The organism is Actinoplanes sp. CA-131856 (assembly GCF_050956135.1).
Taxonomy (GTDB): Bacteria; Actinomycetota; Actinomycetes; order Mycobacteriales; family Micromonosporaceae; genus Actinoplanes.
Genome location: NZ_CP191849.1, coordinates 5299286 through 5324454 on the forward strand (window position 1 = coordinate 5299286; position 25169 = coordinate 5324454).

Genomic DNA, 25169 nt, shown 5'->3' on the forward strand with positions numbered 1-25169 from the left:
CGCCATGGTGACATTGCCGGACATCAGGGAAGCCGCCAAGCGCATCGACGGGGTCGCCCACCGCACCCCGGTGATCCACTCGCGGACGCTGGACGCGCGGGTCGGGGCCACGGTCTACCTCAAGGCCGAGAACCTCCAGCGCATCGGCGCGTTCAAGTTCCGGGGCGCCTACAACGCCATCGCCCGGCTGTCGCCCGAGCAGCTGAGGCGGGGGATCGCCGCCTACTCGTCGGGCAACCACGCGCAGGCCGTCGCCCTGTCCGCCCGCGAGCTCGGCTCCACCGCGGTGATCATCATGCCGGCCGACACCCCGGCCTCCAAGCTCGACGCCGTCCGCGAGTACGGCGCCGAGATCATCACCTACGACCGGTACCGCGAGGACCGGGTCGCCATCGGCAACCGGCTCGCCGAGGACCGCGGCCTGGCCCTGATCCCGCCCTACGAGCACCCCGACGTCATCGCCGGGCAGGGCACCGCCGCCCTCGAACTGCTGGAGGAGGTCGGCCCGCTCGACGCGATCGTCGTGCCCGTCGGCGGCGGCGGGCTGATCGCCGGCACCGCCGTGGCCGCCAAGGGCCTGCAACCCGGCATCGAGGTCATCGGCGTCGAACCGGCCGACGGCGACGACACCAAACGCTCCCTGGAGGCGGGGGAGCGGGTCACCATCCCCGTGCCGCGCACCATCGCCGACGGGCAGGCCGCACCCACCCCGGGCGAGCTCACCTTCTCCATCAACAAAGACCTCGTCGACCGGATCGTGCTGGTCAGCGACGACGAGCTGCGCGACGCCCTGCGCTTCGCGGTCGACCGCCTCAAGCAGGTCATGGAACCCAGCGGGGCCAGCGGCCTGGCCGCCCTGCTCGCCGGGCGCCTCGACCCGCCGCCGGCCCGCATCGGCGTCATCGTCTCCGGCGGCAACGTCGGAGCGGCCCGCCTGGCCTCACTGCTCGCCCAATAGCCCCCGCTCGACCTCCGGGTCGAGGCCCACCCTCGGCCGGTCGTCACGCTGCGGCGCCGGCTGGCCGAGGGTCCGCAGCCAGGACCATGTGTCAAAGACGGTTTCCCGTACGGGCCGGCAGCGCAACCCGGCACGCAAGGCCTTCGACACGTCGGCCGAGTTCATGAACGCGTGCTCCGGCCCCGGCGGGAACCAGATCGGCAGCTGCGTCCACGGCTGAACACCCCGCTTCACGATCACCTCGGGGTCGGTCCAGCGCAGCTCGGCGCCGCCGCCGGTGGCCTCGACCGCCGTCTCGAGCAGCTCACCCATGGTGGTGTGCCCGGGTGCGCTGACCACGTTGTACGGCCCGTCGAGCCCCCGGGCGGCCGCGTCGAGCACGAACACCGCCAGATCGCGCACGTCGATCAGCTGCAACGGCAGCTCCCGCGGCCCCGGCGCCAGCACCGGCCCGCCGCGGGCGACCCGGTTGAGCCACCACGGCAACCGGCCCACATCCTCGTACGGGCCCAGGATCAGACCGGCCCGGGCCAGCAGCACCGGACCGCCGAACGCGGCCGCACCTTGCTCACCGCGCAGCTTGTCACCGGCGTACCCCTGCTCGGTCTGATCGACCAGGGGCGCCCGCTCATCGAGAGGACCCGGCGCCAGCCAGCGGTAGACCGAGCGGCTCGAGACGTACGAGTAATGCCCGGCCCGCCCCCGCAGCAGCTCAGCCGTACGCCGCACCGCCTCGCCCCCGGCCGACCACGTGTCGACCACCGCGTCCCACTCACCGGACTCCAGGGCGCTCAGGCCGCCCTCCGCCAGACGATCACCCACCAGCGAGGCACCGCCGCGCCGGCCACGGTTGAACAACGTGACCTCGTCGCCACGACGGGCGGCCTCCTCAGCGACCGCCCGCCCCGCGAAGCCCGTACCACCAAGAACCAGGACCCTCATGAACCGCGACTCTCCCCGCCCGGACCCCGGCCGGGGAAGCTTTCATCGCTCAGAGCGAAAGGAACCGCCGCACGACCTCGGTCACCAGCGCGTGATCATCGGCCTGCGGCAGACCGGAAACGGTCACCACACCCACCACACCCACATCGGTGATCCGGACCGGGAACGCCCCGCCGTGCGCCGCGTACAGGGCCGGTTCGACCCCCATGCCCGCGTCCAGCTGCTGACCCTTCGCGGCCAGCCGCCGGCCCACCAGATACGACGACGCGCCGTACCGCTCGACCACCCGCACCTTCCGGTCGATCCACGTGTCGTTGTCGGCGACACTGCCCGGCAGCGCCGCGTGGAACAACTGCTGCGTGCCCCGGCGGATGTCGACCACCACCGGCAGCCCCCGCTCCCTGGCCACGCCCACCAGCAGGCTTCCCAGCTCCCACGCGTCGTCGTTGTCGAAGCGCGCGAAGACGAGGTCGCGTTCCTGTTGCTCCAGCTGGGCGATCAGATCGTCACTCATGCGCAGCATTATCTGTTGCGCCGGCGCTGCAGCCAGATCCCGAAAGACGCCAGTGCGATAAAGATCATCATCGAGCAGCAGAGCATCTTGATGAACACCGCGGCCTCCATCTTGGCTAGGGTTCGTAATCGTGCGCCTGGCCACCTTCAACCTGCTGCACGGCCGATCACTGTCCGACGGGACGGTACACGCCGACCGCGTCGCCGACGCCGTCGCGCGTCTCGACGCCGACGTCCTCGGCCTCCAGGAGGTCGACAAGGCCCAGCCCCGCAGCGGCCTGCTCGACCTCACCGCCGTCGCCGCGGACGCCATGGGAGCCACCGTGCACCGCTTCGCGGCCGCCGTGGTCGGCACGCCGGGGGAGCAGTGGCAGCCCTGGCGCAGCGACGACGACAACGTCCACCCGCTGTACGGGATCGCCCTGGTCAGCCGCTTCCCGGTGACCCGATGGCAGATCACCGCGCTGCCGGCCGCGCCGATCCGCTCACCGCTCTACGACCCCGAGAACGGGCTGCGCCTGCTCAAGGACGAGCCACGCGTGCTGCTGGCCGCGGTCCTGGAAACCCCACAGGGACCACTGACCGTCGCCACCACCCACCTGTCGTTCGTACCCGGATGGAACCTCCGGCAACTACGACACGCCGTACGGGCGCTGCGCGGGCTGCCCGGACCGCGCGTCCTGCTGGGCGACCTCAACATGCCCGCACGGCCGGTCAGGGCGGTCACCGGCTGGCGCACGCTCGCCCGCGCCGCGACATTCCCGTCGTTCTCCCCGCGCGCCCAGCTCGACCACATCCTGGCCGACCCCCGCGACCTCCCCGCGCTCGGCCGCGTCGTGCAGGTCGCCACCCCGCGCGCCGACATCTCCGACCACCTACCGCTGCTCGTGCACCTCGACCGGCCGTAGGTAGACGTCCTCCAGACCGTCCTCCGGATCCCACTGCTCGCCGATCTTCTTGAACCCGAACCCGGCGATCGTCGCCCGCGACCCCACATTGTCGGGCCGGATGCTCGCCCGCACCGCGGTCACCCCCGGCTCGGCCGCGGCCCGCTCCAGCAGCGCCCGCAGCATCGCCTTGGCGTAGCCCCGGCGCCGATGCTCCGGGTCGACCGAGTACGCCACCTCGACCACCCCGTCCTCGTCCGGCGGCCCGTGGAAACCACCATGGCCGACCACCACGCCGTCGCTGACCGCCGCCCGCGCGATCCACCGCGCGGCCTCGGGATTCTTCTCGATGTCCTCCAGACGGACCCGCCACAGCCAGGCCTCGTCCACGAGGTACCGACTCAGCGGCTGCCCCGCCTCGGCACTGGCGGTGTCCAGGTCGCCGTCGACCAGAGCGGCCAGCACGGCGGGGGAGAGCTGTACGAAACGGATATCCGGCACGCGCCGATGATCACACAGCGTGGTCGCTGTTTCTAGTTGCACACAATTCAATTGCGCACTACCGTTCTCGTCATGGTCGAACCCACGGGACTCGAGCAGATGGTGTGCTTCCAGCTCTACGCCGCCAGCCGCGCCATGACCGCCGTCTACCGGCCCACACTCGACACCCTCGGCCTCACCTACCCCCAATACCTGGCCCTGCGCGTCCTCTGGCACCGCGGCCCCACCACCGTCCGCGACCTCGGAACCATCCTCGACCTCGACAGCGGCACCCTCTCCCCACTGCTCAAAAGACTCGAGAACCAGGGCCACGTCCGCCGCACCCGCGGCACCACCGACGAACGCACGGTGATCATCCACCTCACCGACCAAGGCGCCGCCCTGCAAACCAAGACCGCCGACCTACCAGCCCAGGTCGCCTGCGCCGTCGACCTCACCGTCGACGAATTCACCCAACTGCACCACCTGCTCGGCAAGATCCGCACCTCCACGAAAGGCACCACATGACCGCCATCTACACCGCCTCCGCCACCGCCACCGGCGACGGCCGCAACGGCCACGTCCGCTCCAGCGACGGCGTCCTCGACCTCGACCTCGCCGTCCCCAAGGAGATGGGCGGCCCCGGCGGCGCCCTCACCAACCCCGAACAGCTCTTCGCCGCCGGCTACGCCGCCTGCTTCCACAGCGCCCTCAAAGCCGTCGCCCGCGCCCAGAAGGTCACCCTCACCGACACCGCCATCACCATCGACGTCGGCGTCGCCCCCAAGACCGACGGCCCCGGCTTCGTCCTCAACGTCGCCATCGAAGCCGAGATCCCCGGCTTCGACGAGGACCAGGCCCGCGCCCTGCTCGAAGCCGCCCACCAGGTCTGCCCCTACTCCAACGCCACCCGCGGCAACATCGAAGTAGCCCTCACCCTCGCCTGAGCGGCCCTAGGAAAGCCCCCGCAGCGCGCGGTTGGTGCGATTGGCCCGCACCGCCGCGCGCTGCTGCGCCGCCGTCACCTCGATGTAGTTCTGCGACGTCGCCAACGACGCATGCCCCAGCAACCGCATGATCTCCGACGCGTTCGCACCATCCTCGGCCAACCGCGTCGCGAACGTATGCCGCAAAGCATGCAACTGAGCACCCCGCGGCACCCGATCATTGATCCCGGCCCGCCGATAACACGACTGCACCAGATATTGCAGCCCACCCCGCTGCAAAGGCACCCCGCGCCGATCCACCAGCAAAGGCTCATCGGCGTCGGCCCGCCCGAAACGCACACGCCGGCTGTCCACATAACGGTCCACCACAGCGTCCAGCTCGGGTTCGATCGGCACACTCCGCGGCCGCCCGCCCTTGCCGGCCACCTCGACCCAGCGCTCACCGTCCCGCCCCATGACCGAACCGATCCGCAGGGCGAGCAGCTCCGAAAGCCGCAAACCCGCACACAGAGCCAGCGCCAGTACGGCGAGATCGCGCTCCGGCCATGGATCACGCTGCCGATCATCGGCCCGGCTGACCGCATCGAGAAGCTGCTCAGGGGTGTCCTCGCCACGCAGAGGCTTAGGGGAGTGGGCCGCCAGCCGGGGCTTGTCGACCGCCGACATCGGGTTGCCGGCGACAACCTGCTCGGTGACCAGGAACGTGAAGAACGCGTTCCAGGACGACCAGGCACGCGCCACTGAGGCCGGCGCCCGCTCGGCGGCGAACTTCGCGAAAGAGGCGCGGAGCGCACGGGGGGAGAGGTCACTCAGAGTGACCTCTTCATCGCCGATCAAACCCACGATCAAGTTCAGGTCCCGCTCGTACGCCTTCAGCGTGTGGACCGATGGCTTCCGTGTGGCCCGAGCGGCCAGAAAGTCCGCGATGAGCTCCCTGACCGTAAAGTCGTGGTATTGCTGCATATGAGTAATTATCCACGATTTGGCAGTGTCTGGCGATAGGGGTGTTGCCGGATTCGAAGCACTCGGGACATCCGCGACGAGCGAGTTCGTGGAGGGAAGCGGGGATGCGGCGAGGCGACCACGGAGTTCGGGCGTCGGTGAGCAGCGTGCGTGGGGCGACGAAGCTATGGCGATGGCGGGTTGACGTTGTCAGCGATGATGCCGGCGCCGCTGCGCGGCGTGCGATGTCCCACGAGACAGAAATCCCCACGCCGCCACAGAGGAAGGCCGCGTGCGCGGACAGCACGAAAGCTCCGGCGACCCCGCTACAGGTGGATCACTGACACGACTCCGGCGCGAGGGAGGACCCGTCGACGCCGGTGGGGCTGCACCGCCTACCTCAAAACCTGCTACTTAACATAATGCAGATTATCGACCTGGGATATCGTCGATGGATCGAGGCCCGGTTGAGCGCGATTTTGAGTGCTGACCCACGTGCGCGTCCGGCAAGCCACGGCTCATCGCGCTGTTCGGTCTCGGCCGCGCAACGGGCGTTTCGCTTGGCCTGATCGACGTCCGGCGCGGTGGGCATCCTGCGGGTCACGCTGCATCGTCTGCCCAGTCGGCGGCACGCGTGCGCCGACTGCCTTCACCGTGTGGGTCGCTCCCCTGGCTGGACCAGATCGTCTACGGCTTTTGCCCGATTTGGGCCAGGCGGGCGGTGTGGTGGAGATACGGGTCGAGCGGGCGTGTCGTTCAGCTTGTTCGGGCGTACAGGTAGGCGTCTTTGCGTTCTCCCCCGATGGGTGCGAAGGATTTCATGAGGCCTTCGCGCTGGAAGCCGGCTTTTTCGGCGACGCGGGCGGAGGCGGTGTTCCAGGGTTCGATGTACGCCTCCAGGCGGGCGACGCCGGTGTGGGTGAGCAGCCAGGTGGCGGCGGTGGTGACGGCGTCGGTGGTGAGGCCTGTTCGGCGTGCCTGTCCCCCGGTCCAATATCCGATGGAGGCGCGGCCGGCGGTGCGTGCGGTCCAGAGGGCGCCGACGTAGCCGGTGGGGTGGTCGTGGTGGTGGGGTACGACGGCCCAGGCCCAGCCGTGTCCTTGGGTGTGGCGGGTGTTCTGTGCGGTGATGAAGGCGCGGGCGGCGTCGGGGTCGTGTGTTGCCGGGATGTGGCTGATCAGTGGGATGAGGGGGTCGCTGGTCAGGGTGAGGATGAAGTCGATGTCGGTGTCGCGCCAGGGGCGCAGCGTGGTGAGCCGGCCTTGCAGTGGCGTCATCGGTGCAGGACGAGCAGGTCGAGGGTGTCGATGACCGGTCCGGGTGTGGTTGTGGCGGCTTCGCGCATGCGGGTGAGGCCGGAGGCGTACGCCTGGTCGGTGATCAGTTGAAGTGGGGTGTGTGCCTCTCGGCGCAGGTTGTTCACGGCCTCGGTCAGTGACGTGGCGGTCTGTTGCTGGACGGGTTGCAGGGCGGTGGTGGTGAAGCCGGTGAAGGCGTTCTGGATGGCGGTGATGCTCGGGTAGTGCTCGAGGGTGGCGGCGGCTTCCGGGAAGTGTTCGAACAGGGTGATGCCGTGGTGGCGTCCGGGGAAGACCGTGCGGATGAGGACCGCTCCCCCGGGTTTGAGGACTCGGTGGATTTCGCGGGCGGCGGCGGGCAGGTCGGGGATGTGGTGGATGACGGTGGAGATCCAGACGGCGTCGGCGCTGGTGTCGGGCAGGGGGATGTCGGCGGCGTGTCCGGGCTGGGTGGGTACGAGGGCGCGGTCGCGCATGGCGGGTGAGGGTTCGACGGCGGTGATGTGGGTGCCGGGCCACCAGGTGTGGAAGGCGGTGGTCCAGCTGCCGGTGCCGGAGCCGAGGTCGATCAGGTGGTGGCCGGGTTGGGGGTTCAGGTGTTCGGTGATGGCGGTGCGCCAGGTGTCGAGGGCGGTGTCGGTGAGGTGGCGGGTTTCGGCGAAGGCGTGGGCGTCGGTGGTGTTGTAGCTGATGAGGGGCATCAGGAGGCTTTCGTTGTACGCAGGAGCAGGGCGGGCAGGTGCAGGGTGGTGCCGGCGTCGTCGGCGGTGATGTGGGTGTGTTCGATGGTGGTGGTGGTCCAGGTGGGTGCGGGGAAGGCGGTTCGGAGGTAGTCCTCGGTGAGTCCCCAGGTCTGGTCGCCTTCGTGGCTGATGGCCAGGACGATGAGGGTGGCGCCGGGGGCGGCGAGGGTGGGTAGGCGGGTGAGGTAGGGGCCGGGGTGGCCGCGGCGGTGCAGGTTGTGCAGCAGTCCGCAGTCGATGAGGGTGTTGTAGGTGGTGGGCAGGGTCAGGGTGGTGGCGTCCTGGACTTCGAAGTGGATGGGCAGGTCGCCGGCTTTGGTACGGGCGGTGTGGATGGCGACGGCGGAGACGTCGACGGCGGTGACGTCGTAGCCGCGGCGGGCGAGGGTGATGGCGAGGTCGCCGGTTCCGCAGCCGAGGTCGAGGATCTTGGGTCCGGGCAGATCTTGGTGGAGTACGTCGGTGAGTGCCGGCTGGACGCGGCCGATTTCCCAGGGTGGGTGGCCGGGTGCGGTGTAGAGGGCGTCGAATTCGCTGGCGTCGGTCATGGCTGTTCCTTGGTGAGCCAGACGGTGTCGGGCCATCCGGGGTGGTGGGCGGGTTCGCGGCGTAGTTCGGTGAAGCCGTGTGCGGTGTAGAAGCGGGCGGCGCGGTGGTTGCCGTCGGTGTATTCGAGGTGGACGGTGCGGCCGCCGGCGCGGTCGATGAGGGCGGTGATCAGCGCGTGGCCGGCGCCGGTGCCCTGGGCTTCGGGCCGGACGTAGAGCTTCCAGATGATGGCGGGGTCGCCGCGCAGGTCGATGTTGCCGGTGCCCAGGGGTGTGCCGGTGGGGGTTTCGGCGATCAGGACGTCGGTGGTGGTGAGGCTGCGGGCGACGGCTTGGGGTGACCACCAGGTGGCGAGGCCGTGTTCGATGTAGTCGGGGCCGGCGAAGGCGTACGTCTGTGGCCAGGTTGTGGCTCCGATTTCGGCGATGGCCGGGATGTCGGCTGTGGTGGCCGGGCGGATGCGCATGGGCCGTATTGTTCCGGGTTCGGTGGCGGCTGTGGGGGTGGCGGGGATGCGGGTGCGGTGGGTGACGGGGTTTCTGGATTCGCCGTCGCGGGTGGCGGAGCCGTTCTGGGAGGCGGTGACGGGGTCGCGGTTGTCGGCGCGGCGGGGGCCGGCGGGTGAGTTCGCGACGTTGGTGCCGCCGGACGGGGACGCCTATCTGCGGGTGCAGGTGTTGGCGGGTGTTCCCCCGCGTGCGCACATGGATTTGCATGTCGAGGGTGTGCCGGGGGCGGCGGCCGAGGCGGTCGGGTGTGGGGCGGTGGTGGTGCTGGACGAGGGTGATCTGGTGGTGTTGCGCTCCCCCGCGGGTGTCGTTTTCTGTCTGGTGCCGTGGCATGGGGAGGCGCGGCGGCCGGGTGCGGGGCGGCGCAGTCTGGTGGATCAGTTGTGTGTGGATGTGCCGGTGGGGTTGTTCGAGGCGGAGATCGAGTTCTGGCGTGTGCTGACGGGCTGGGAGCGGCGGCCGTCGGATCGGCCGGAGTTCGAGCATCTGGAGCGTGGGGCCGGGATGCCGTTGAAGTTGCTGGTGCAGCGGGTCGGTTCGGATGTCGCGGGGATGCATGTGGATCTGGCCTGTGACGACGTGGAGGCCGAGGTGGCGCGGCATGTGGGGTTGGGGGCGTCGGTGGTGCGGCGGGTGGCTGGTGAGTGGACGACGCTGGCCGATCCGGTGGGCCGGGAGTATTGCGTGACGGGCCGTGCCCCGCTGCCGGAAAGTGTCGGAGGGGCCTGATAGAACTGTTCAGACAAACGTTCGAAGAGGTGGGGTCCGAGATGGCGGCGACGGCGTTGAACACCGAGGAGCTTCAGGCGATCCGTGAGGGGCTGTCCGCGGGGCGTAAGCCGCGGGTGCAGTTCACCGAGGCGGCGGGGCAGATCGCGGGGCAGATCGGCCAGGTGGTGAGCCTGGGTGATCCGGCGGAGTCCGACGAGTTCGTGGTGGTGCGTTTCGGTAAGGACGAGTTGCCGTTCTCCCCCGCCGATCTGCGGGTGGCGCCGCGGGGCGCGGTGGCGAAAAAGGTGGTGCCTGCTCCCCCGGAGCCTGAGCCGGAGAAGCCGGCGTTCGTGCTGGACCAGCCGGTGAAGGCGCCGCCCGCGCCGCGTAAGGCTGTGGAGGAGCCGCCCGCGGCCGCTCCGGCGCCGGCGGCGAAGAAGGCGGCGGCGCGGCCGGCGAAGGCCAAACCGGCGCCGGGGCTGACCGTCACGTTGGCTTATGCCGAGGGTGAGTGGACGGTGGCGGCCAATCAGGGTGCGAAGGCTTTGGCGAAGCCCTATGTGATCCGGCCGGCCGAGGCGTTGCGGATGGTGTCGCTGGTCGACGTGCCGGGTGTGCAGGAGGCGGTGGAGCAGATCCTGTCGGCGGAGCGGGCCGAGGCGGAGGCTCAGGCGCAGCGGTTGCGGGCCGAGCTGGCCGAGGTGGAGGCGCGGCTGGCCGAGTTAGGAGAGGCCGGCTGATTTCGGGGCCGCGGTGTCGGCGCCGGGCTACGGGGCGGTCCCTTCGGCGGGGCCGCGCTATTCGGCGTCGGCTGTCGCGGTGCCGGGTTGTTCGATGGCGGTGGGGCGGCGTGGGCGGATGCGGGACGGGTCGGTGCGGCGGGTCGTGTCGATGTGGTGCGGGGTCTGCATCTCGGTGGGGCGCAGGGCGGCCAGGGTGTCGTGGATGCCGTCCATGATGAGGCGGGTCGCCTGCATGGCCTGGGCGCCCGGTGTGCCGGTGACGGCGGACAGGTCGACCGGGGTGTCGCCGAAGCGGACGTGGACGACCGGGCGGTGGCGCATGGCGTGCAGCAGTGAGCGCAGCAGGTGTTCGGGGGTCGTGTAGGGCAGGACGGCGTGGGCGCCCCATTGGGCTACGGGCAGTACGGGGGCGCCGGCCGCGAAGGCCATGCGGGCGACGCCGGTCTTGCCGCGTTCGGGCCACATCCAGGGGTCGAGGCCGATGCGGCCCTCGGGGTAGAGCAGCACCATGGCGCCGTCGCGCAGGGCCTGGGTGGCGGCGGGCAGGGCGTCAGCGACGTGGGTGGTGTCGCGGTCGACGCGGATGTGGCCGGCTTTGCGCATGGCGGCGCCGGCGATGGGGGCGTCGAACAGTCCGCCGGTGGCCATGATGCGCGGGGCGATGCCGGCTTTGTGGCAGGCGGCGGTCATGACGATCGGGTCGAACGGGCTGACGTGGTTGGCGGCCAGGATCAGCGGGTGGCCGCGCAGTTCGGCGGGCACGGTGCCGTGGACCCGCAGCCGGCACAGCGGCAGGACGACCAGGCGGGCGAGCAGGAGCATGAACCGCCACATGAGGGGGGTCCGCGGATCGGGTGTGCTGTCCATCAGGCCGGTAATCGTCGCACGGGTGCGGTGGTGCTGGGGATGGGCTGTTGATCACATCGTGGGGCCGTTCAATTCCGATTCACTCCGCCCCCGCGTTCGGGTGACGTGGTCGGTGCTCTGGCCTGCGGGGACGGCTCTGGGGGTGATCACCCGGCGGGATTATCGGACAGCCGTGGGGCGGTGGTGGCGGTGATACTGCGGCCATGACTCAGGTGCTTGCCGGGTTGATGGATGAGGTGCGTGACGATCCCGGGGTGGCGGGGCTGGTGCTGACCGGCTCGCACGCGCGGGGCATGGCGACGGCGCGGTCGGACGTGGACGCGTACGTGATCACGGGTGGGCCCGCGCGGTGGCGGCCCAGCTCGAGCGTGCCGCGGCTGGATCTGGCGGTGTTGTCGGTCGAGGAGCTGGCCGACGTGTCGGACCGGTGGCGGCGGTATTCGTATCGCGGGGCGCGGGTGTTGCTGGACCGGTTGGACGGGCGGATCGCCGAGCTGGTGCGCCGGCAGGGGTCGCTGTCGGCGCAGGAGGCCGAGGTGATGGCGCGGGAGCAGCTCGGCGGGTACGTCAGTTTCGTGCGCCGGGCGGTGCGGAACCGGCGCGAGGGGCGGGCCGAGGTGGCGCGGCTGGAGGAGATGGAGGCGGCGGCCTGGTGTCTGGGCGCGTTGTTCGCGTTGTTCGGGCGGGTGCGGCCGTACCACCGTTATCTGCGGTGGGAGCTCGACCATCATCCGCTGCCCGATCCGTGGACGGCCGAGTTTGTGATCTCGCGGGTGGTGGAGCGGCCGTCGATGCTGTTCGAGCCGTTGGAGGTGGTGGCGCGGCAGCGGGGCTTCGGTGACGTGTTCGACCGGGCCGGTTCAGGGCAGGCCTGACTCGGCGACGTCGAGCCAGTGGTCGACGGTGGCGTCGTCGTGGTGGCGGATGGACCAGTCGACCAGGCGCAGGCTCATGTGGGCCCAGTAGGCGTGGCGGCGGCGTTCGGAGATGGTCTCCAGGCGTTCGTCCAGCAGGCGTACGGCCTCGGGGTCGTGGCCGGTCAGCATGAAGCGCAGGGTGACCAGGTCGAAGTGGCGGTCGCCGCGGGTGGCGCCGTCCCAGTCGATGACGCCGGTGAGGCGGCCGCCGACGACCAGGACGTTGCCGGGGTGGAAGTCGAGGTGCACGAGGTCGTCGCCGACCATGGCCGGGTGGTGCTCGCCGATGGCGTGGACGCGGTCGAGGAGGCGGGCGGTGCGGTCGCTGTGCCGTTGCAGTGGTTCGTGCAGGCAGAATCCGGGTCCGTCGCCGGTCAGGTGGAGGTCGGCCGGCCGGGGGGCGGGTTCGCCGGCCAGCAGCCCGGCGAGGCGATCGTTGATGGCGATCATCTGCCGGATGAGGGCGGCGTCGACGTGTTCGGGTGGCCGTCCGGGCAGGCGCTGCTGGACGATGACGCGGGCGCCGTCGACGTGGGCGGCGAGTTCCTGACGGGCGGTGGGCACGCCGGCGGCGCGGGCCTTGTCGACCAGCGGCCCGGTGCGGGAGCGGCCCTCGGTGAGCACGGAGCGGCGCCCGTCGGGCCAGCGCACATAGGCGGCGCCGACCTCACCGCCGGGGGCGGGTCCTTCGAGTTCGAGGCGGACGCCGGTGATGTCGGCGATGCGGTCGAGCACGTGCGGGGCGTCGATGCGCGCGGTGCGCGGCCACTCGTGAGTGGTCACCCGGTCGGCACGTCGCACCCCAGCCCCCATGACGGTAAACGCTCTCCCGAGCAATGACCGTAGCGCCGCGGTCAAGCCGGTTTTGTCGCCTACCGGACTCTGTGGATCTTCAAACAGTCGCTGACCAGGCCGGTCAACTCCTCTTCGGTCATGGCCGGGGTGACGGTGATCGCCGGCAGCCCTTCCCGGTCGAGCTCGTCACGCAGCCGTTCGGTGAACAGGCGGTCGCGTTCGAGCAGGTTGGCCAGGGCCCGGCCGGGGTCGCTGGTGCGCCCGGCGATCTGCCAGGTCGAGCCGCGGCTGTCGAAGGCGGCGCGGCGGAAGTCCGGGGTCGGCAGAAGCCAGACGGCGTGCGCTTGCGGGGGCAGATGAGGCCGTACGAGATGAGGCAGTAACCGGAAGCCCTCGGCGACGATCGCCGGCTCGGCGGGCAGGCGGCGCAGGTCGTCGATGATCTGTTCGAAGGCCTCGCCGCGGTACCAGTGGAAGGTGTCCAGCATGACCCGCGGGCTGCGCTCGACCCAGCGCTGATCCATGGTCATGGCCTTGAAGGCGCTCAGCTGCGGCGCGGTGCTGCGGGCGGCGTGCTCGGCCATGGTGGCGTCGGTGTCGTACAGCCGAAGCCCGTGCCGTCGGGCGAGAGCGCGGGCGACAGTGCTTTTGCCGGCGCCGCTGGCACCGCCGATCCAGAACACGTGAGACAGGGACACCCGGAAAGTGTCGTACCCCCGGACAAGGATGGGGGTGTCCCGCACGCCAGAGATGAGGAGCCGGTGCCATGTTCGACGAGATGTTCCCGATCCTGACGACACCCGAGCTGGGCCGCAGCCTGGTCTTCTACCGCGACCTGCTCGGCGGCGAGGTGACCTATCAGTTCCCGCCCGAGGGCGATCCGGCCTACGTGTCGGTGCGGATCGGGCGTTCCCAGGTGGGCATCGGCCAGCAGGACGAGCCGGGCGTGTTGGCCAACGACCGTGTCACCTTGTGGGTGTACGCCGACGACTGCGACGCCGGTGTCGACCGGTTGCGCGCCGGTGGCGCCGAGGTGCTGCAGGAGCCGGTGGAACAGCCGTGGGGTGAGCGCATGGCCACCGTCACCGATCCGGACGGCAACCGCGTGATCATCGCGTCCAGGGCTCCGGGAGACCGGCCGGACTGAGACTCCCCCGATACGGGCGCGCGGCCGGATCAAGGCGGCCCCCGGGCCCGATCTCGATGACGTCGGGGAAGCGCAAGTTCGCCCAGAAGCGGGCGGGCTCGGCGGTGATCAGGCCCTGGGCGGTGAGCCAGCAGGTCAGGGCCATGCCGTGGGTGGCCACCACCAGGGGGCGGGCGGCGGCGCGGGCTCGGTGGCGTTCCACGGCGGCGCCGAAGCGGGCAACCACGGCGGTCGGGGGCTCCCAGCTGTCGGGCATGCCTGGCTCCCCGCTGTCGGGCATGCCGGCGCCGGAACGGCCTGGTGACTTCGAGCTGTCGGGCACGACGTCGTGGGAAGGGCCGGCCGCTGCGCCTTCCGGCTCGTCGTCATCTGCTGGGGTGCCGAGCGCCTGTGCGGCGATGTAGGCGCGGGCCAGGGCGCGGTGGTCGGGCTGCCATGTGGCGGGGCGGTGGACTTCGGCGAAGCCGGGGTCCTGGTGCACGGTGGCGCCGGGCACGGCATGCCGGAGGGTCTCGACGGCCTTGGGTTCGTCGCTGGCCACCAGGTAGGCGTCCGGGGGCAGCCGCAGCAGGCGCGCCGCGGCGCGGCCCTCGTCGCCCAGGTGCCAGGCGGTTGGCGGCACGGCGGGGTCGAGGGCGGGCATGGCGTGCCGCACGAAGATCATCGGCTGGCCTCCGTGCTCGGCGGGAGCGGTGTCACGCGGGGCGGGACGGGGCGGGCAGGACGAGGGTGGGTAAGGCGGTGAGGTCGTCGATCTCGTCTGGCGGGCGCCAGGTGTCAGGGTTGTCGCGCAGGGCGGCGGCTTGGGGGTGGGCGGCGTTGGTGACCAGGACCGGGCGCATGCCCGCCAGGTGAGCGCCGCGGTATTCCTGGCTGGCGCCGTCGCCCACGTACCAGCACTGCCCGGCGGGGACGCCCAGGCGGGTGGCGGCTGTGGCGTACAGGCGGGGGTCGGGTTTGCGGGTGTGTTCCTGCCAGGAGAAGACGGCGGTGTCCACGCGGGCGGCGAAGGGGGTGGTGGGCCAGGCTTCGACCAGTTCGCTGCTGCAGTCGCTCAGCACGGCCAGGCGGAAACCGGCCCTTCGCAGGTCGTCCAGCAGGGGCAGGGCGCCGGGGCGGGCGGGGCGCGCTTGTTCGGCGCCGGCGTGCTGGAGACGTACGGCCGCTTGAAGTTGATCTTCTGTGGGGGTGGTGCCGCAGCGGTGGGCCATTTCGCGCAGGGTGGCCCGGGTGTCGCCCAGGGCGCCGGTGGCGCGTTCGGTGAACGACGCCGACATGGCGGTCCAGAAAGCGGCGGTGGGTACGCCCAGGGCGGCGGCTGTGGCGGCGAACGACGCGCGGCGGGTGGTTTCGGCGGCGGGGTCGGTCAGTGTGCCGAAGAAGTCGAAGACGATCGCGCGCATCAGCGTGGTGGTGGGGCGCTGCCGCGCTGGCGCAGGTAGGCGAGCACGGCCTCGCGGGTGGTGCGGACGCCGAACAGGGCCCGGGCCTCGGCGATGCGGCGGTTGGCGGTGCGCAGGGACAGGAACTCGGCCGCGGCGGCGGCGGCGATGGTGTCGCCGGCGGCGAGGCGGTCGAGCAGGGCCCGCTGCTCGGGGACCAGGTCGGTCACCGAGTTGCCGCCGGACGGGACCGGGTCGGCCACACCGTGCTGGACGGGGCCGAGCCGGGACAGGTCGTCGACCAGGGCCCGGCCCAGCGGGGACTCGGCGTCGCAGACGGCCACGATGCCGGCGCCGCGGGCGGCGGCCAGCACGGCCAGCTGCAGCGTGTCGGCGTCGCCGATACGGCCGTGCAGGATCAGGCGGGCGCTGGTCACATCCCATCCGGGGTCGGGAAGGGCGAAGCCGTCGCGGGCCACCCAGCCGTCACGGGTGAGCCGGCGCAGCACGGTGTCGGCGTCGCCGGGGGTGGCGACGACGTGGCGAGGGGCGTCGGTCTGTCTGGTCACCGGCCATCCTTGTCAGACGTGTCGGGACGTACGGGGTTGGCGAAAGCCAGGGCGGCGGCTTCGGTACGGGTCCGGGCGCCGAGCTTGCGCATACCGGCGCGGATGTGCGTGTCGACGGTCTCGGCGGAAATACCCAACTGCCCGGCGATACGGCGGGTCGGCTCCCCCGCCGCGACCAGCCGCAGCACGTCGGTCTCCCGGCGGGTCAGCTGATCACCGGAGCGTTTGCTGCGGGTGTCACGGTGCACATGGTGCCGGCGCAGCCCCCGGCGGGCCCGCCCGGCCAGCACGGTCAGACCGGCCGCGTCGGCCAGCTGTTCCGCGCTGAGCAGGGCTTGCACGGCCCGCGCCTGATCAGTGTCGGTCAGCCCGGCCGCCAACAGGCACCGGATCCGCTCCCGCAGCGCGATGGGCCGCCACCCCTCGGCCGCGGCGGTGAACCCGGTCCCGGTCGCCCAGGCGGTCAGCGTACGCCGGGCCGCCGCCGGAAGCCCGCCCGCGACAACCGGGGCGCTGTCCGTGCCGAGATCGTGAGCGGCCCACTGAGCCGTGATCGCGTGCAGCCCGGCCAGCAGCCCCCGCTCGTCGTCACCGCCCGGCGTCACGGCCCGGTCGGGTTGCCCGTCGAGCCAGGCGGTCTCCTGGGCCACCCACGAGGTGGCCGGATGGGCGGGACCGCCGTCGAGGTGCGCCCGGGCGGCGGCCAGCAGCCCGGTGTCGGCCTCGATCAGAGCGGTCGCCGCCGTGGCGTAGCCGCGCGCCTCATCGGGCAGGGCCCGGTCGGTGAGGTTGCCCGCGCGGCGCAGCACCCCGTCCGTGCCGTCCCACAGCTCGGCGATCACCTCATCGGAGTCGGGCGCAGCGGTCGGCTTGGAGGCGGAACCGTAGATGCCCCCGGGCCGCAGGTGACCCAAGCCCTGCGCGGGTCCCGAGGTGAAATCAGGGTGCGCGGCCGCGTCGGCTGCGCCGTCGTCGGGGTCGGCGAGGGAGCCGTGCAGGGCCAGGGCCCAGTCGGCGGCCGCGGCGAAGCGGGTCTGCCAGCCGTAGGCCAGGTCGGTGGCGCTGTCGCGGGCCGCTCGCAGGGCCACCGCGGCCGACTCGGTCAGGCGGCCGTCGGCGGCCAGCTGTTCGACGAGCAGCCACGCCGACCAGCGGGCGATCAGCGGGTCTCCCCCGGGCGCGGCGGCCGCGGTCAGGGCGGTGTCCCAGCCGGGCTGGCGGAAGTGGGCCCGCACCGCGGCCAGGGCGGCGGCCACCCCGGCCGTCGGCTGCGGATGCCGTGCGGCGATCTTGTCGGCCAGGTCGCGGGCGGCGGCCGGGTCGGTCGCCAGCTCGGCCAGCAGCAGCACGCGGTCGCGGGCGGCCACCACCGACGGGGCGGCGGCATCCGGCACGGCCCGGACGGCGGCGTGGGCCTCTCGCGGGTTCCCGGATTGCAGAAGGGCCTCGCCGCGCAGCACGTCGGACTCCAGCTCGAGCGCCCGCGGAGCGTCGAGCTCCGCCGCAGCGTGCTCCGCCGGTGGGCGCTCCGCTTGCGGGTGGGGGAAGTCGAGGTCGACCCCGGAGTCGGTTCCGGAGTGGCCGGCTGGGAAGTCGAGTTCGGCACTGAAGGGGTCGGCGCTGGGCTCGCTTGCGGCTGGGGCACGCAAAGCGACGCGGGTGGCTGGGGCGGTGTAGGGGCGGTCGGCGGTGATGGTCAGGACTCGGGCCGCGGCGGCGGGGCGGCCTACGGACAGCAGGGCGTCGGCGGCGGCCAGGCGGACCCTGGGGTCGACGGGAGTGTCGAGCTCGCAGGCGAACAGCAGCAGGGCGGCCCGGTCACCGCCGGTGGTCTGGTCGGCGGCGGTCAAGGCCTGGCGGTGGGCGCCGGGCAGGTCGCCGGCGGCGGCCAGGTGGCGGGCGGCCTCGGCCGGTGGGGTCAGTTCGGCCAGGCGGGTGTGCAGGTCGACGCGGGCGGCCGCGTCGAGCAGGCCGGCCGCGGTTTCCGCCACGTAGGTCGAGACCGGCAGCAGGGCGCCGTCGGGGGCGGCGGTGATCAGGCCGGCCGCGTGCAGGTCGGTGGCGCCGGGGCCGAGCAGGGCGGCCGGGGCGGGGCGGCCGAGCAGGCCCAGCGCGGCCAGGGCCGTGCGGGCGGGGCGGGGCAGGTCGGCCAGGGCGGTCGCGATCGCGTACGCCACCTGGTCGATGTCCCCGCCGGCGGAACGGGAACCGCCGGCGCTGGGCCGGGAGCCGGCACCGGAATCAGGGCCGGCACCGGAGCGGAAGGCTGAAGACGCAGCACCGGAGGGGAAACCCGCAGAGGGGCCGGCGGCGGGCGGGAATGCTGCGGCGCCGGAGCGAGGAGTGGAGGCCGGGCGGGTGCTGGTGGCGGCGTGGCGGGCCAGGGTGGTCACCGCCAGGGGGTTGCCGCCGGCCCGGTGTGTGACCTCGGCCAGGGTGGCCGCGTCGAGGTGGGGGGCGCTGCGCCGGGCCAGGTCCAAAGCTTCGGCCCTGGTCAGTGGTGGGACCGGGATCCACGCCGTGGCCGCGGCCCTCAGCGCCGACTCGGTGGCGGCGGGCAGCCGGTGGGGGGTGCGCACCGCGGCCAGGACCCGGCAGTGGGCCGCCAGCAGGGGCACCGCGGCCAGGGTGGCCGGGTCGGTGTAGTGCAGGTCGTCGATGACCAGCAGGCCGCCCCGGACGCGGGAGCGCACCGCCTCGGCCAGCAGGTGCACGTCGTGGGCGGGGAGTTTGGCCCGGACCGCCCTCGACAGGGCCAGGGCGGGCACCGTCTGCAGCATGGCCAGGCCGCCGCCCTCGTGGGCGGGGCCGGGCACGGCGGCGGTGAGCCGGCGCAGCGCGGTGGTGCGCCCGCAGCCGGGCGGGCCGGTCAGCACGACGAGACCGGGGCGTTGCAGCATGGCGGCGGCCGGGTGCAGCGCTTCCGCCACGTGGTCTCCTCCCCCTCCGTCGGCGTGTGCCTGGCACGAACACGGGATCCCGTGTCCTCCCGCCTTCCGTAGGCTGGTGCCCGCGGCGGGAGCCCGCCCCCGCACGAGATGGAGAGGACGGCCGTGGTCTGCACATTCTCACCGACAGTGTGCCCGGCTGACGAGTCGCGGTGAGCGGCCCGCTGAGCGCCAGCCTAGCGACGCTGTGTGATCAACTGGTCGGTCGTGTCGGCCCGGAGGCCGGTAACCAGGTCAGACAGATCCACGATCGTCTCGGTGAGCCGTTGCGGGTCGCGATCGCCGGGCGGCTGAAAGCCGGAAAGTCGACACTCGTCAACGCGTTGATCGGGCGCCGGGTGGCCCCGACCGCGGTCGGTGAGTGCACCCGGGTGGTCACCCGGTTCCGGTACGGCACGGCCGACCGGGTCGATGTGGTGTGCCGCGACGGGCTGCGGCGCAGTCTGCCGCTCGACGACGACGGCATGATCCCGCAGCGGCTCGGGGTGCCGCTGGCCCGGGTGGCCTACGTCGATGTCACTTTGACCAGTGAGAAGCTGCGGGATCTGACCGTGGTCGACACGCCCGGGCTGGCCTCGACCGACACCGTGGTCAGCGACCGGGCGGCCGAGGCGGTCGGCACGGCCCCGTTCGACGCCGACATCGACGCCGATTCCGCGTCCGAGGTGGCCGCGGCCGAGGCTGTCGTCTACGTGTTCACGCAGGCGGTGCGGGCTGACGACGTACAGGCCCTGGAAGCTTTCCGGGACGCCTCGGCCCGGCTGGCGTCGAGCCCGATCAACGCGCTCGGGGTGTTCGGCAAGGCCGACACGCTGGTCGGCGGGTCCGGTGACCCGTGGCCGGTGGCCGGGCCCCTCGCGGTGCGGCAGGCGCAGTTGCTGGCCCGGACGGTCTCCGATGTCGTCCCGGTGGTGGGTCTGCTGGCCGAGACGGCCGAGGCGGGCCGGCTGACCGGCGCCGACCGTGACGCGCTGCAGCGTCTGGCCGCGCTGGGTGAGGGCGACCTGCGGTTGCTGCTGGCTTCGGCCGATCTTTTCCGGACGAGGCCGGCGCCGGTTCCGGCCGATCAGCGGGAGCGGCTGCTGGGCCTGCTCGACCTGTACGGCATCGGCTTCGCCCTGGCCCAGCTGGCCGCCGAGCCGCGGCTGTCGTCCGGTGAGCTGGTGCGGCGGCTGGTCGCCGCGTCCGGGTTCCCGCGGCTGCGGCACACCCTGGAGCAGACGTTCCGGTGGCGTTCCGACGCGATCAAGGCGGGCTGGGCCCTGGCCCGGCTCGAGCGGCTGGCCGGGCACTGCCGCGACCCGCGCGACCGTGAGGTGATGCGCGACGCCGTCGAGGGTCTGCTGCGTGATCCGGCCTATCACCGGCTGCGGCTGCTCGACGCCGCCCAGCGGGTGGCCACCGGCGCGGTGCCGCTGCCGGTGGAGTGGGAGCAGGAGCTGACCCGGCTGGCCACCTCGGAGGATCCGCGCTGGATCCTGCGGCTGCCCGAGGCCGGCCCGGACGAGCTGGCCGCGGCGGCGGTGGCCGCCGCCAACCGGTGGCGGGTCTACGCGGTGGCCGGGGCCGGGCCGGCCCAGTCGCGGGTCGCGCAGGTCGCCCATCGCGGTTTTCACCTGCTCGCTCAGCAGGTGCGCCCGTGACCCGGCCCGGCGGTGATCTGGCCGGGGTGCTCGACGCGGCCGTGCGCGACACCCTGGCGTACCTCAAGAGCAGTGACCCGGACGCCGGCGCCGAGCTGGCCGAGCTGCGGCGGGTGCGGGTGACCCGCCCGCAGGTGGTGGTCGTCGGTGAGACCAAGCGGGGCAAGAGCTCGCTGATCAACGCGCTGCTCGGGGTGCCGGGCCTGTCGCCGGTCGACGCGGCCGTGGCCACCGCGACCTATCTGCAGTTCGTGCCGGGCGAGTTCGCGTGCCGGGCCTGGCTGCCGGGCGCGGCCGAGCCGATCTCCATCGGCGATCTGGCCGAGTGGGCGACCGGCGTGCAGCGGGCCCGGCGCATCGAGGTGGCGCATCCGGCGCCGCTGCTGCGCTACGTGAGCCTGCTCGACACGCCCGGCGTCGGCGGGCTCGACCCCGCGCACGCCACCGTCGCCCTGGCCGCGGTGGAGCGGGCCACCGCGCTGATGTTCGTGGCCGACGCCTCCGCCCCGCTGTCGCAGCCCGAGCTCGACTTCCTGGTCGCGGCCAGCGAACGGGTCGACGCGGTCGTGTTCGCCCTCACCAAGATCGACGCTTTTCCGGGGTGGCGGCGCATCGCCGAGGACAACCAGGCCCTGCTGCGCGCGCACGCCCCCCGCTTCGCCGCGGCGCCCTGGTTCCCGGTGTCGTCGATGCTGGCCGAGCTGGCCGTGTCGGCGGGCCCGGCCGATCAGGCCGCCCTCGTCGAGGCGTCGAAGATCGCCGAGTTGCAGCACGCCCTGGTCGAACTGGCCGGGCGCGGGCACCAGCTGCAGATGGCCAACGTGCTGAGAGCTTCCCGGGCCGATCTTGTACGCCTGGAGCAGGCGGCCGCCGAGCGGGTGCAGGCCGCCGACGCCGACCCGGTGCGGGTCGCACAGGTCCGGGCCGAACGGGCCGCGCTGGCCGCCCGCAAACGCACCGAGTCACGGCAGTGGACGCTGCTGCTGTCCACCGAGACACAGCGGGCCCGGGTCGAGACCGTCGGGCATCTGCGTACCCGTGTCGCCGCGATGCAGCAGGAGTTCTCGGCCCGTGTCGACGCCGGCCGCGGTGAGGCCCTGGCCCAGCTGCCCGAGGCCCTCGACGCCGAGCTGCAGGCCCTGGCCGTGCACCTGTCGCAGCGCTTGGAGGAGACGTTCGCGCAGGTCGGTGACCGGGTTCTGGCGTCGGTGTTCGACGAGGCGGAACGGGCCGCGATGCTGGGGCGGCTCAACGCGTCGCTGCGGCACGCCATGGACGCGGCCCCGCCGCGCGACGGTTCGGCCGACAACCTGCTCATCGCGTTGTCGGCGGGCGGGATCGCGTTCATGGCCGGGCGCGGCGCCATCCTGGGCGTGTCGGTGTTCGCCGCGGGTGGGCTGCTCGTGCCGGTCGCCGGGATCGGGCTGGGCCTGGCCGCCGGCGGCTACGTGCTCTATCGCCGGCGGGTGCAGCAGGACCGCCAGCAGGCCCGGATCTGGCTGCGGGACGTGCTCGGCGAGGCCCGCGCGGCGCTGGCCGACGAGATCGCCAACCGGTTCACCGACCTGCAGTACGCGCTGTCGGTGGCCGTGGACGACGCCGTGGAGAAGAGGCTGCGCGACCTGGACGCGCACATCGCCGAGATCGACGCGGCGGCCGCCGAGGACGCGGCCGGGCGCGCCAAACGGCGCGCCACCGCCCAGCAGGAGCTCGACACCGTACGCGCGCGGCTGCGGGCCGCCGACGCCGCGCTGGCGCGGGCCCGGGCGCTGACGCCCGTCCCGCTCGACGAGGAGGACCGATGACGGACCATCACGACTTCGGCGGCCACGAGGACGACTTCGGCGTCTTCGACGACCATCAGCTGCCGGAGCATTCCGAGCCCTTCCTCGAAGATCACCACTTCGGGTACGAGGAGCAGCACGACCCGTACGAGCCGCCGGTCTTCGGCGACCACGTGGACGCCGCCGACGCGCCCGAGCCCGAGCTGGAACATCAGGTGGACCTGCCCGCCGAGGACCCGGTGGACGTGTTCCCGCCGCAGGTGGACGTCGGTGAGCTGCCGGAGCCGGTGGACGGGTTCCCGTGGATCGACACCGGCAGCCTCGGGGTGGTGCCCGCCGACGCGATCGTGACGCCCGTGGACCCCGTGCAGCCGCAAGAGCTCGCGGATTACGCGGGCGAGGAGCTGCCGCCCGGCGTGGACCCGTGGGCGGCCCTGTCCGAGTCGGAGGATCCGGCCACCTCGGCACTGGCCCGGTGGTGGCGGGAAAACTGAGGCTCCCGTTCGGTGCCCGCGGATGCGATAGTTTGCGCGCCACCGATCGACTTCTGGGAGCTTGAGACCAACCATGGCCGTTTCCACCGTCGGCGCCCGAGAGCGCCGTGGCTGGTATATGTACGACTGGGCCAACTCGGCCTTCCAGACCACCGTCATCACCGTGTTCCTGGGCCCGTTCCTGACCACGGTCACCGAGATCGCCGCCGGCTGCCCGCTGGGCACCGACGACTGCACCGGCCGGGTGCACCCGTTCGGGATCGCGGTCGCGGCCGGCTCCTTCTACCCGTACGTGGTGTCGCTGTCGGTGCTGCTGACCGTGTTCGTGCTGCCGGTGATGGGCGCGGTCGCCGACCGCGCCCCGCGGAAGAAGCCGCTGCTGGCGGCGGCCGCATTCACCGGCGCCGCGGCGACCATCGCGATGGCTTTCGTGACCGGCGACCGCTATCTACTCGGCGGGTTCCTGTTCCTGATCGCGAACATCTCGTTCGGCGCGGCCATCGTCGTCTACAACTCGTTCCTGCCGCAGCTGGCCGGCCCCGACGACCGCGACAAGCTGTCCAGCCGCGGCTGGGCCATCGGCTATCTCGGCGGCGGCCTGCTGCTGGCGTTCAACCTGGTCGCCGTCACCGTGCTGGCGATCGAGGGCGACGACCAGCGGACCCTGGACATCGCCCGCTGGTGCATCGTGTCGGCCGGCGTGTGGTGGGCCGCCTTCACCGTCGTACCCCTGCTGTGGTTGAAAGAGCACCCCGGCCGGGCCGCCCAGGGCGAGGGCAACGTGCTTACCGACGGTTTCAAACAATTGGGCCGTACGATCCGCGGCATCCGGGCCTATCCGCTGACCCTGTTCTTCCTGCTGTCGTACCTCATCTACAACGACGGCATCCAGACGGTGATCACCCTGGCCAGCCAGTACGGCACCGAGGAACTCGACCTCGAACAGTCCACCCTGATCATCACGATCCTGATCGTGCAGTTCCTCGCCTTCGGCGGCGCCCTGCTGCTGGGGGCGATGGCGGCCCGGATCGGCGCCAAGAAAACCGTGATCTTCAGTTTGGCCCTGTGGCTGGTCGTGGTCGTCGCCGCCTACTGGCTGCCGGCCGGTCAGCCGCTGCCGTTCATGCTGCTCGGCGCGGCCATCGGCCTGGTGCTGGGCGGCAGCCAGGCCCTGTCCCGCAGCCTGTTCTCCCAGCTGATCCCGGCCGGCAAGGAGGGCGAGTACTACGGCTTCTACGAGATCAGCGACAAGGGCACCAGCTGGCTCGGCCCGCTCGCCTTCGGCCTGATCTTCCAGCTGACCAACAGCTACCGGGTCGGCATCGTCTCGCTGGTCGTGTTCTTCCTGGTGGGTGGAATCCTGCTGGCGCTGGTGCCGATGCGCCGCGCCATCGTCGAAGCCGGCAACACACCCCCGAGACTGATCTGATGGACATCACCATCGACCACGACGCGGCGACCCCGCCGTACGAGCAGGTCCGGCTGCGCATCGCCGAGCTGGCCGCCACCGGCGCCCTGACCGCCGGGGAGAAACTGCCGCCGGTGCGCACCTTGGCGGCCGAGCTGGGCCTGGCCGTGAACACGGTGGCCCGCGCCTACCGCGAGCTGGAGACGGCCGGCCTGGTCGAGACGAGAGGCCGGCTGGGCACCGTGGTCACCTCCCGCGCCGCCGGCACGTCGGTCCAAGCCCAAAAGGCCGCTTCGGTGTACGCCGAGACGACGCGGGCGCTGGGTGTCGCGCCGGAGACCGCCCTCAGCCTGGTGCGGGCGGCCCTGGGCCTGTGAGCCCTATTCGACGCCGGAGAATCCGGGCGGGGCGAACCACGGCGGCCCGTCCGGGTCCCGGGTCGTCTCGATCCGCAGCTTCGTCAGGCCGCTGACCGGCGGCAGCTCATCGGGCGAGAACCACTGCACTTCGAGGGACTCGTCGCCGTCCGGCCGGGCCTGCCCGCCGACGGCCCGGCACCGGAACCACACCGTCAGGTACGAGCACAGGTCCCCGTTGGGGTAGTGCGCCTCGTGCACGGCCACCCCGGCCAGCCGTTCAATCTCGGCCTCGACACCGGTCTCCTCGTGGATCTCGCGCAGCACCGCCTCGGCCGGCTGCTCCCCCGGCTCGATCATCCCGGCCGGCAGCGCCCACTGTCCGTTGTCGGAACGCCGTAGCAGCAGGATCCTGTCGTGTTCATCGCGCACCACCGCGCTGGCGCCGGGAAGCAGCAGCAGGTCGTGTCCGATGTGGGCGCGCATCTTGGTCACATACTCGGGAACTGGCATGCCGGGAACAGTAATCTTCACCGTGACGACCGAACTGGTCCTGCTCTACGACGGCGACGTGCTGCGCCGCTGCCTGTGCCAGTACGCCAGCACCCTGCGCTGGCTCGGCAAGCTGGACGCCGC

The 25169-nt window shown here is 72.2% G+C and carries 29 protein-coding genes; 13 read left to right on the forward strand and 16 right to left on the reverse strand.

The window, feature by feature from the left end; genetic code table 11:
• Window positions 1–4: 4 nt before the first annotated feature.
• The gene (locus ACQP2X_RS24520) at window positions 5–958 is read left to right on the forward strand and encodes a pyridoxal-phosphate dependent enzyme (protein ID WP_498700591.1); all 954 of its coding nucleotides are present in this window, start codon (window positions 5–7) and stop codon (window positions 956–958) included.
• On the opposite strand, the gene ACQP2X_RS24525 is transcribed toward ACQP2X_RS24520, so the two are convergent.
• On the reverse strand, window positions 941–1900 hold the full coding sequence (locus ACQP2X_RS24525; RefSeq protein WP_498700593.1) for an NAD-dependent epimerase/dehydratase family protein: 960 nt from the start codon (window positions 1898–1900) through the stop codon (window positions 941–943). The two genes, ACQP2X_RS24520 and ACQP2X_RS24525, sit on opposite strands and share 18 nt — an antisense overlap.
• Window positions 1901–1949: 49 nt before the next feature.
• Entirely contained in the window at window positions 1950–2414 is a 465-nt protein-coding gene (locus ACQP2X_RS24530; RefSeq protein WP_498700595.1) for a heme-degrading domain-containing protein, read from the reverse strand.
• A gap of 130 nt (window positions 2415–2544) precedes the next feature.
• Between ACQP2X_RS24530 and ACQP2X_RS24535 the strand changes: the two genes are divergently transcribed.
• Window positions 2545–3321 carry an endonuclease/exonuclease/phosphatase family protein gene (locus ACQP2X_RS24535; RefSeq protein WP_498700597.1) on the forward strand — a complete coding sequence of 259 codons (777 nt, stop codon included), beginning with the start codon at window positions 2545–2547 and terminating at the stop codon, window positions 3319–3321.
• On the opposite strand, the gene ACQP2X_RS24540 is transcribed toward ACQP2X_RS24535, so the two are convergent.
• The gene (locus tag ACQP2X_RS24540) at window positions 3289–3801 is read right to left on the reverse strand and encodes a GNAT family N-acetyltransferase (protein WP_498700598.1); all 513 of its coding nucleotides are present in this window, start codon (window positions 3799–3801) and stop codon (window positions 3289–3291) included. The genes ACQP2X_RS24535 and ACQP2X_RS24540 overlap by 33 nt on opposite strands.
• A gap of 72 nt (window positions 3802–3873) precedes the next feature.
• On the opposite strand from ACQP2X_RS24540, the gene ACQP2X_RS24545 reads away from it, so the two are divergent.
• On the forward strand, window positions 3874–4308 hold the full coding sequence (locus tag ACQP2X_RS24545; protein ID WP_498700600.1) for a MarR family winged helix-turn-helix transcriptional regulator: 435 nt from the start codon (window positions 3874–3876) through the stop codon (window positions 4306–4308).
• Window positions 4305–4727 carry an organic hydroperoxide resistance protein gene (locus ACQP2X_RS24550; RefSeq protein WP_498700601.1) on the forward strand — a complete coding sequence of 141 codons (423 nt, stop codon included), beginning with the start codon at window positions 4305–4307 and terminating at the stop codon, window positions 4725–4727. Before ACQP2X_RS24545 ends, ACQP2X_RS24550 begins: the two co-directional genes overlap by 4 nt.
• Before the next feature lie 6 nt (window positions 4728–4733).
• Here ACQP2X_RS24550 and ACQP2X_RS24555 read toward each other — a convergent pair whose 3' ends face one another.
• The 5 genes from ACQP2X_RS24555 to ACQP2X_RS24575 form a co-directional block, all read right to left on the reverse strand.
• Window positions 4734–5690, reverse strand: coding sequence for a tyrosine-type recombinase/integrase (locus ACQP2X_RS24555; RefSeq protein ID WP_498700602.1), 957 nt, complete (start codon window positions 5688–5690; stop codon window positions 4734–4736).
• Between the two features lie 735 nt (window positions 5691–6425).
• Window positions 6426–6947 (reverse strand): GNAT family N-acetyltransferase, encoded by a 522-nt coding sequence (locus tag ACQP2X_RS24560; protein WP_498700605.1) that lies wholly within the window; start codon window positions 6945–6947, stop codon window positions 6426–6428.
• Window positions 6944–7669 carry a class I SAM-dependent methyltransferase gene (locus ACQP2X_RS24565; RefSeq protein WP_498700607.1) on the reverse strand — a complete coding sequence of 242 codons (726 nt, stop codon included), beginning with the start codon at window positions 7667–7669 and terminating at the stop codon, window positions 6944–6946. Before ACQP2X_RS24565 ends, ACQP2X_RS24560 begins: the two co-directional genes overlap by 4 nt.
• Window positions 7669–8259, reverse strand: a complete 591-nt coding sequence (locus tag ACQP2X_RS24570; protein WP_498700608.1) for a class I SAM-dependent methyltransferase — start codon at window positions 8257–8259, stop codon at window positions 7669–7671. Before ACQP2X_RS24570 ends, ACQP2X_RS24565 begins: the two co-directional genes overlap by 1 nt.
• Entirely contained in the window at window positions 8256–8726 is a 471-nt protein-coding gene (locus ACQP2X_RS24575; RefSeq protein WP_498700611.1) for a GNAT family N-acetyltransferase, read from the reverse strand. The genes ACQP2X_RS24570 and ACQP2X_RS24575 overlap by 4 nt, the downstream gene beginning before the upstream one ends.
• A gap of 61 nt (window positions 8727–8787) precedes the next feature.
• Here ACQP2X_RS24575 and ACQP2X_RS24580 point away from each other — a divergent pair, with 61 nt between their 5' ends.
• Both ACQP2X_RS24580 and ACQP2X_RS24585 read left to right on the forward strand, forming a co-directional pair.
• The gene (locus tag ACQP2X_RS24580) at window positions 8788–9498 is read left to right on the forward strand and encodes a VOC family protein (RefSeq protein WP_498700614.1); all 711 of its coding nucleotides are present in this window, start codon (window positions 8788–8790) and stop codon (window positions 9496–9498) included.
• A 41-nt stretch (window positions 9499–9539) separates the two neighbouring features.
• Complete coding sequence (locus tag ACQP2X_RS24585; protein ID WP_498701024.1) at window positions 9540–10220, forward strand: hypothetical protein; 681 nt, start codon at window positions 9540–9542, stop codon at window positions 10218–10220.
• Window positions 10221–10277: 57 nt separating this feature from the next.
• Here ACQP2X_RS24585 and ACQP2X_RS24590 read toward each other — a convergent pair whose 3' ends face one another.
• Window positions 10278–11090 (reverse strand): lysophospholipid acyltransferase family protein, encoded by an 813-nt coding sequence (locus ACQP2X_RS24590; protein WP_498700615.1) that lies wholly within the window; start codon window positions 11088–11090, stop codon window positions 10278–10280.
• Window positions 11091–11293: 203 nt separating this feature from the next.
• Here ACQP2X_RS24590 and ACQP2X_RS24595 point away from each other — a divergent pair, with 203 nt between their 5' ends.
• Window positions 11294–11965, forward strand: a complete 672-nt coding sequence (locus ACQP2X_RS24595) for a nucleotidyltransferase domain-containing protein (protein ID WP_498700616.1) — start codon at window positions 11294–11296, stop codon at window positions 11963–11965.
• Here ACQP2X_RS24595 and ACQP2X_RS24600 read toward each other — a convergent pair.
• Both ACQP2X_RS24600 and ACQP2X_RS24605 read right to left on the reverse strand, forming a co-directional pair.
• Window positions 11951–12808, reverse strand: a complete 858-nt coding sequence (locus tag ACQP2X_RS24600; protein ID WP_498700618.1) for a phosphotransferase enzyme family protein — start codon at window positions 12806–12808, stop codon at window positions 11951–11953. The two genes, ACQP2X_RS24595 and ACQP2X_RS24600, sit on opposite strands and share 15 nt — an antisense overlap.
• 71 nt (window positions 12809–12879) lie before the next feature.
• Entirely contained in the window at window positions 12880–13500 is a 621-nt protein-coding gene (locus tag ACQP2X_RS24605) for a shikimate kinase (RefSeq protein ID WP_498700619.1), read from the reverse strand.
• A gap of 68 nt (window positions 13501–13568) precedes the next feature.
• Here ACQP2X_RS24605 and ACQP2X_RS24610 point away from each other — a divergent pair, with 68 nt between their 5' ends.
• On the forward strand, window positions 13569–13949 hold the full coding sequence (locus ACQP2X_RS24610; RefSeq protein ID WP_498700621.1) for a VOC family protein: 381 nt from the start codon (window positions 13569–13571) through the stop codon (window positions 13947–13949).
• Here the strand turns inward: ACQP2X_RS24610 and ACQP2X_RS24615 are convergent.
• Genes ACQP2X_RS24615 through ACQP2X_RS24630 form a run of 4 tightly spaced genes read right to left on the reverse strand, consistent with a single transcriptional unit; the run spans window position 13912 to window position 18800 of the window.
• Window positions 13912–14613, reverse strand: a complete 702-nt coding sequence (locus ACQP2X_RS24615; RefSeq protein ID WP_498700623.1) for a hypothetical protein — start codon at window positions 14611–14613, stop codon at window positions 13912–13914. The genes ACQP2X_RS24610 and ACQP2X_RS24615 overlap by 38 nt on opposite strands.
• 31 nt (window positions 14614–14644) lie before the next feature.
• A complete protein-coding gene (locus ACQP2X_RS24620; RefSeq protein WP_498700624.1) occupies window positions 14645–15352 on the reverse strand; it encodes an HAD family hydrolase in 708 nt (235 codons plus the stop codon).
• Complete coding sequence (locus tag ACQP2X_RS24625) at window positions 15352–15900, reverse strand: LuxR family transcriptional regulator (protein ID WP_498700625.1); 549 nt, start codon at window positions 15898–15900, stop codon at window positions 15352–15354. Before ACQP2X_RS24625 ends, ACQP2X_RS24620 begins: the two co-directional genes overlap by 1 nt.
• Window positions 15897–18800: a LuxR C-terminal-related transcriptional regulator gene (locus ACQP2X_RS24630; protein ID WP_498701026.1), complete on the reverse strand. Its 2904-nt coding sequence runs from the start codon at window positions 18798–18800 to the stop codon at window positions 15897–15899. Before ACQP2X_RS24630 ends, ACQP2X_RS24625 begins: the two co-directional genes overlap by 4 nt.
• Window positions 18801–19000: 200 nt before the next feature.
• Between ACQP2X_RS24630 and ACQP2X_RS24635 the strand changes: the two genes are divergently transcribed.
• The 5 genes from ACQP2X_RS24635 to ACQP2X_RS24655 all read left to right on the forward strand — a co-directional run bounded on the left by ACQP2X_RS24635 (window position 19001) and on the right by ACQP2X_RS24655 (window position 24554).
• Window positions 19001–20491, forward strand: coding sequence for a dynamin family protein (locus tag ACQP2X_RS24635; protein WP_498700627.1), 1491 nt, complete (start codon window positions 19001–19003; stop codon window positions 20489–20491).
• Complete coding sequence (locus ACQP2X_RS24640) at window positions 20488–22296, forward strand: dynamin family protein (protein ID WP_498700628.1); 1809 nt, start codon at window positions 20488–20490, stop codon at window positions 22294–22296. The genes ACQP2X_RS24635 and ACQP2X_RS24640 overlap by 4 nt, the downstream gene beginning before the upstream one ends.
• Window positions 22293–22769, forward strand: coding sequence for a hypothetical protein (locus tag ACQP2X_RS24645; protein WP_498700629.1), 477 nt, complete (start codon window positions 22293–22295; stop codon window positions 22767–22769). The genes ACQP2X_RS24640 and ACQP2X_RS24645 overlap by 4 nt, the downstream gene beginning before the upstream one ends.
• A 73-nt stretch (window positions 22770–22842) precedes the next feature.
• Window positions 22843–24198, forward strand: coding sequence for an MFS transporter (locus tag ACQP2X_RS24650; protein WP_498700630.1), 1356 nt, complete (start codon window positions 22843–22845; stop codon window positions 24196–24198).
• The gene (locus ACQP2X_RS24655) at window positions 24198–24554 is read left to right on the forward strand and encodes a GntR family transcriptional regulator (RefSeq protein ID WP_498700632.1); all 357 of its coding nucleotides are present in this window, start codon (window positions 24198–24200) and stop codon (window positions 24552–24554) included. Before ACQP2X_RS24650 ends, ACQP2X_RS24655 begins: the two co-directional genes overlap by 1 nt.
• A 3-nt stretch (window positions 24555–24557) precedes the next feature.
• Here ACQP2X_RS24655 and ACQP2X_RS24660 read toward each other — a convergent pair whose 3' ends face one another.
• On the reverse strand, window positions 24558–25046 hold the full coding sequence (locus ACQP2X_RS24660; RefSeq protein ID WP_498700633.1) for an NUDIX hydrolase: 489 nt from the start codon (window positions 25044–25046) through the stop codon (window positions 24558–24560).
• Window positions 25047–25169: the final 123 nt, after the last annotated feature.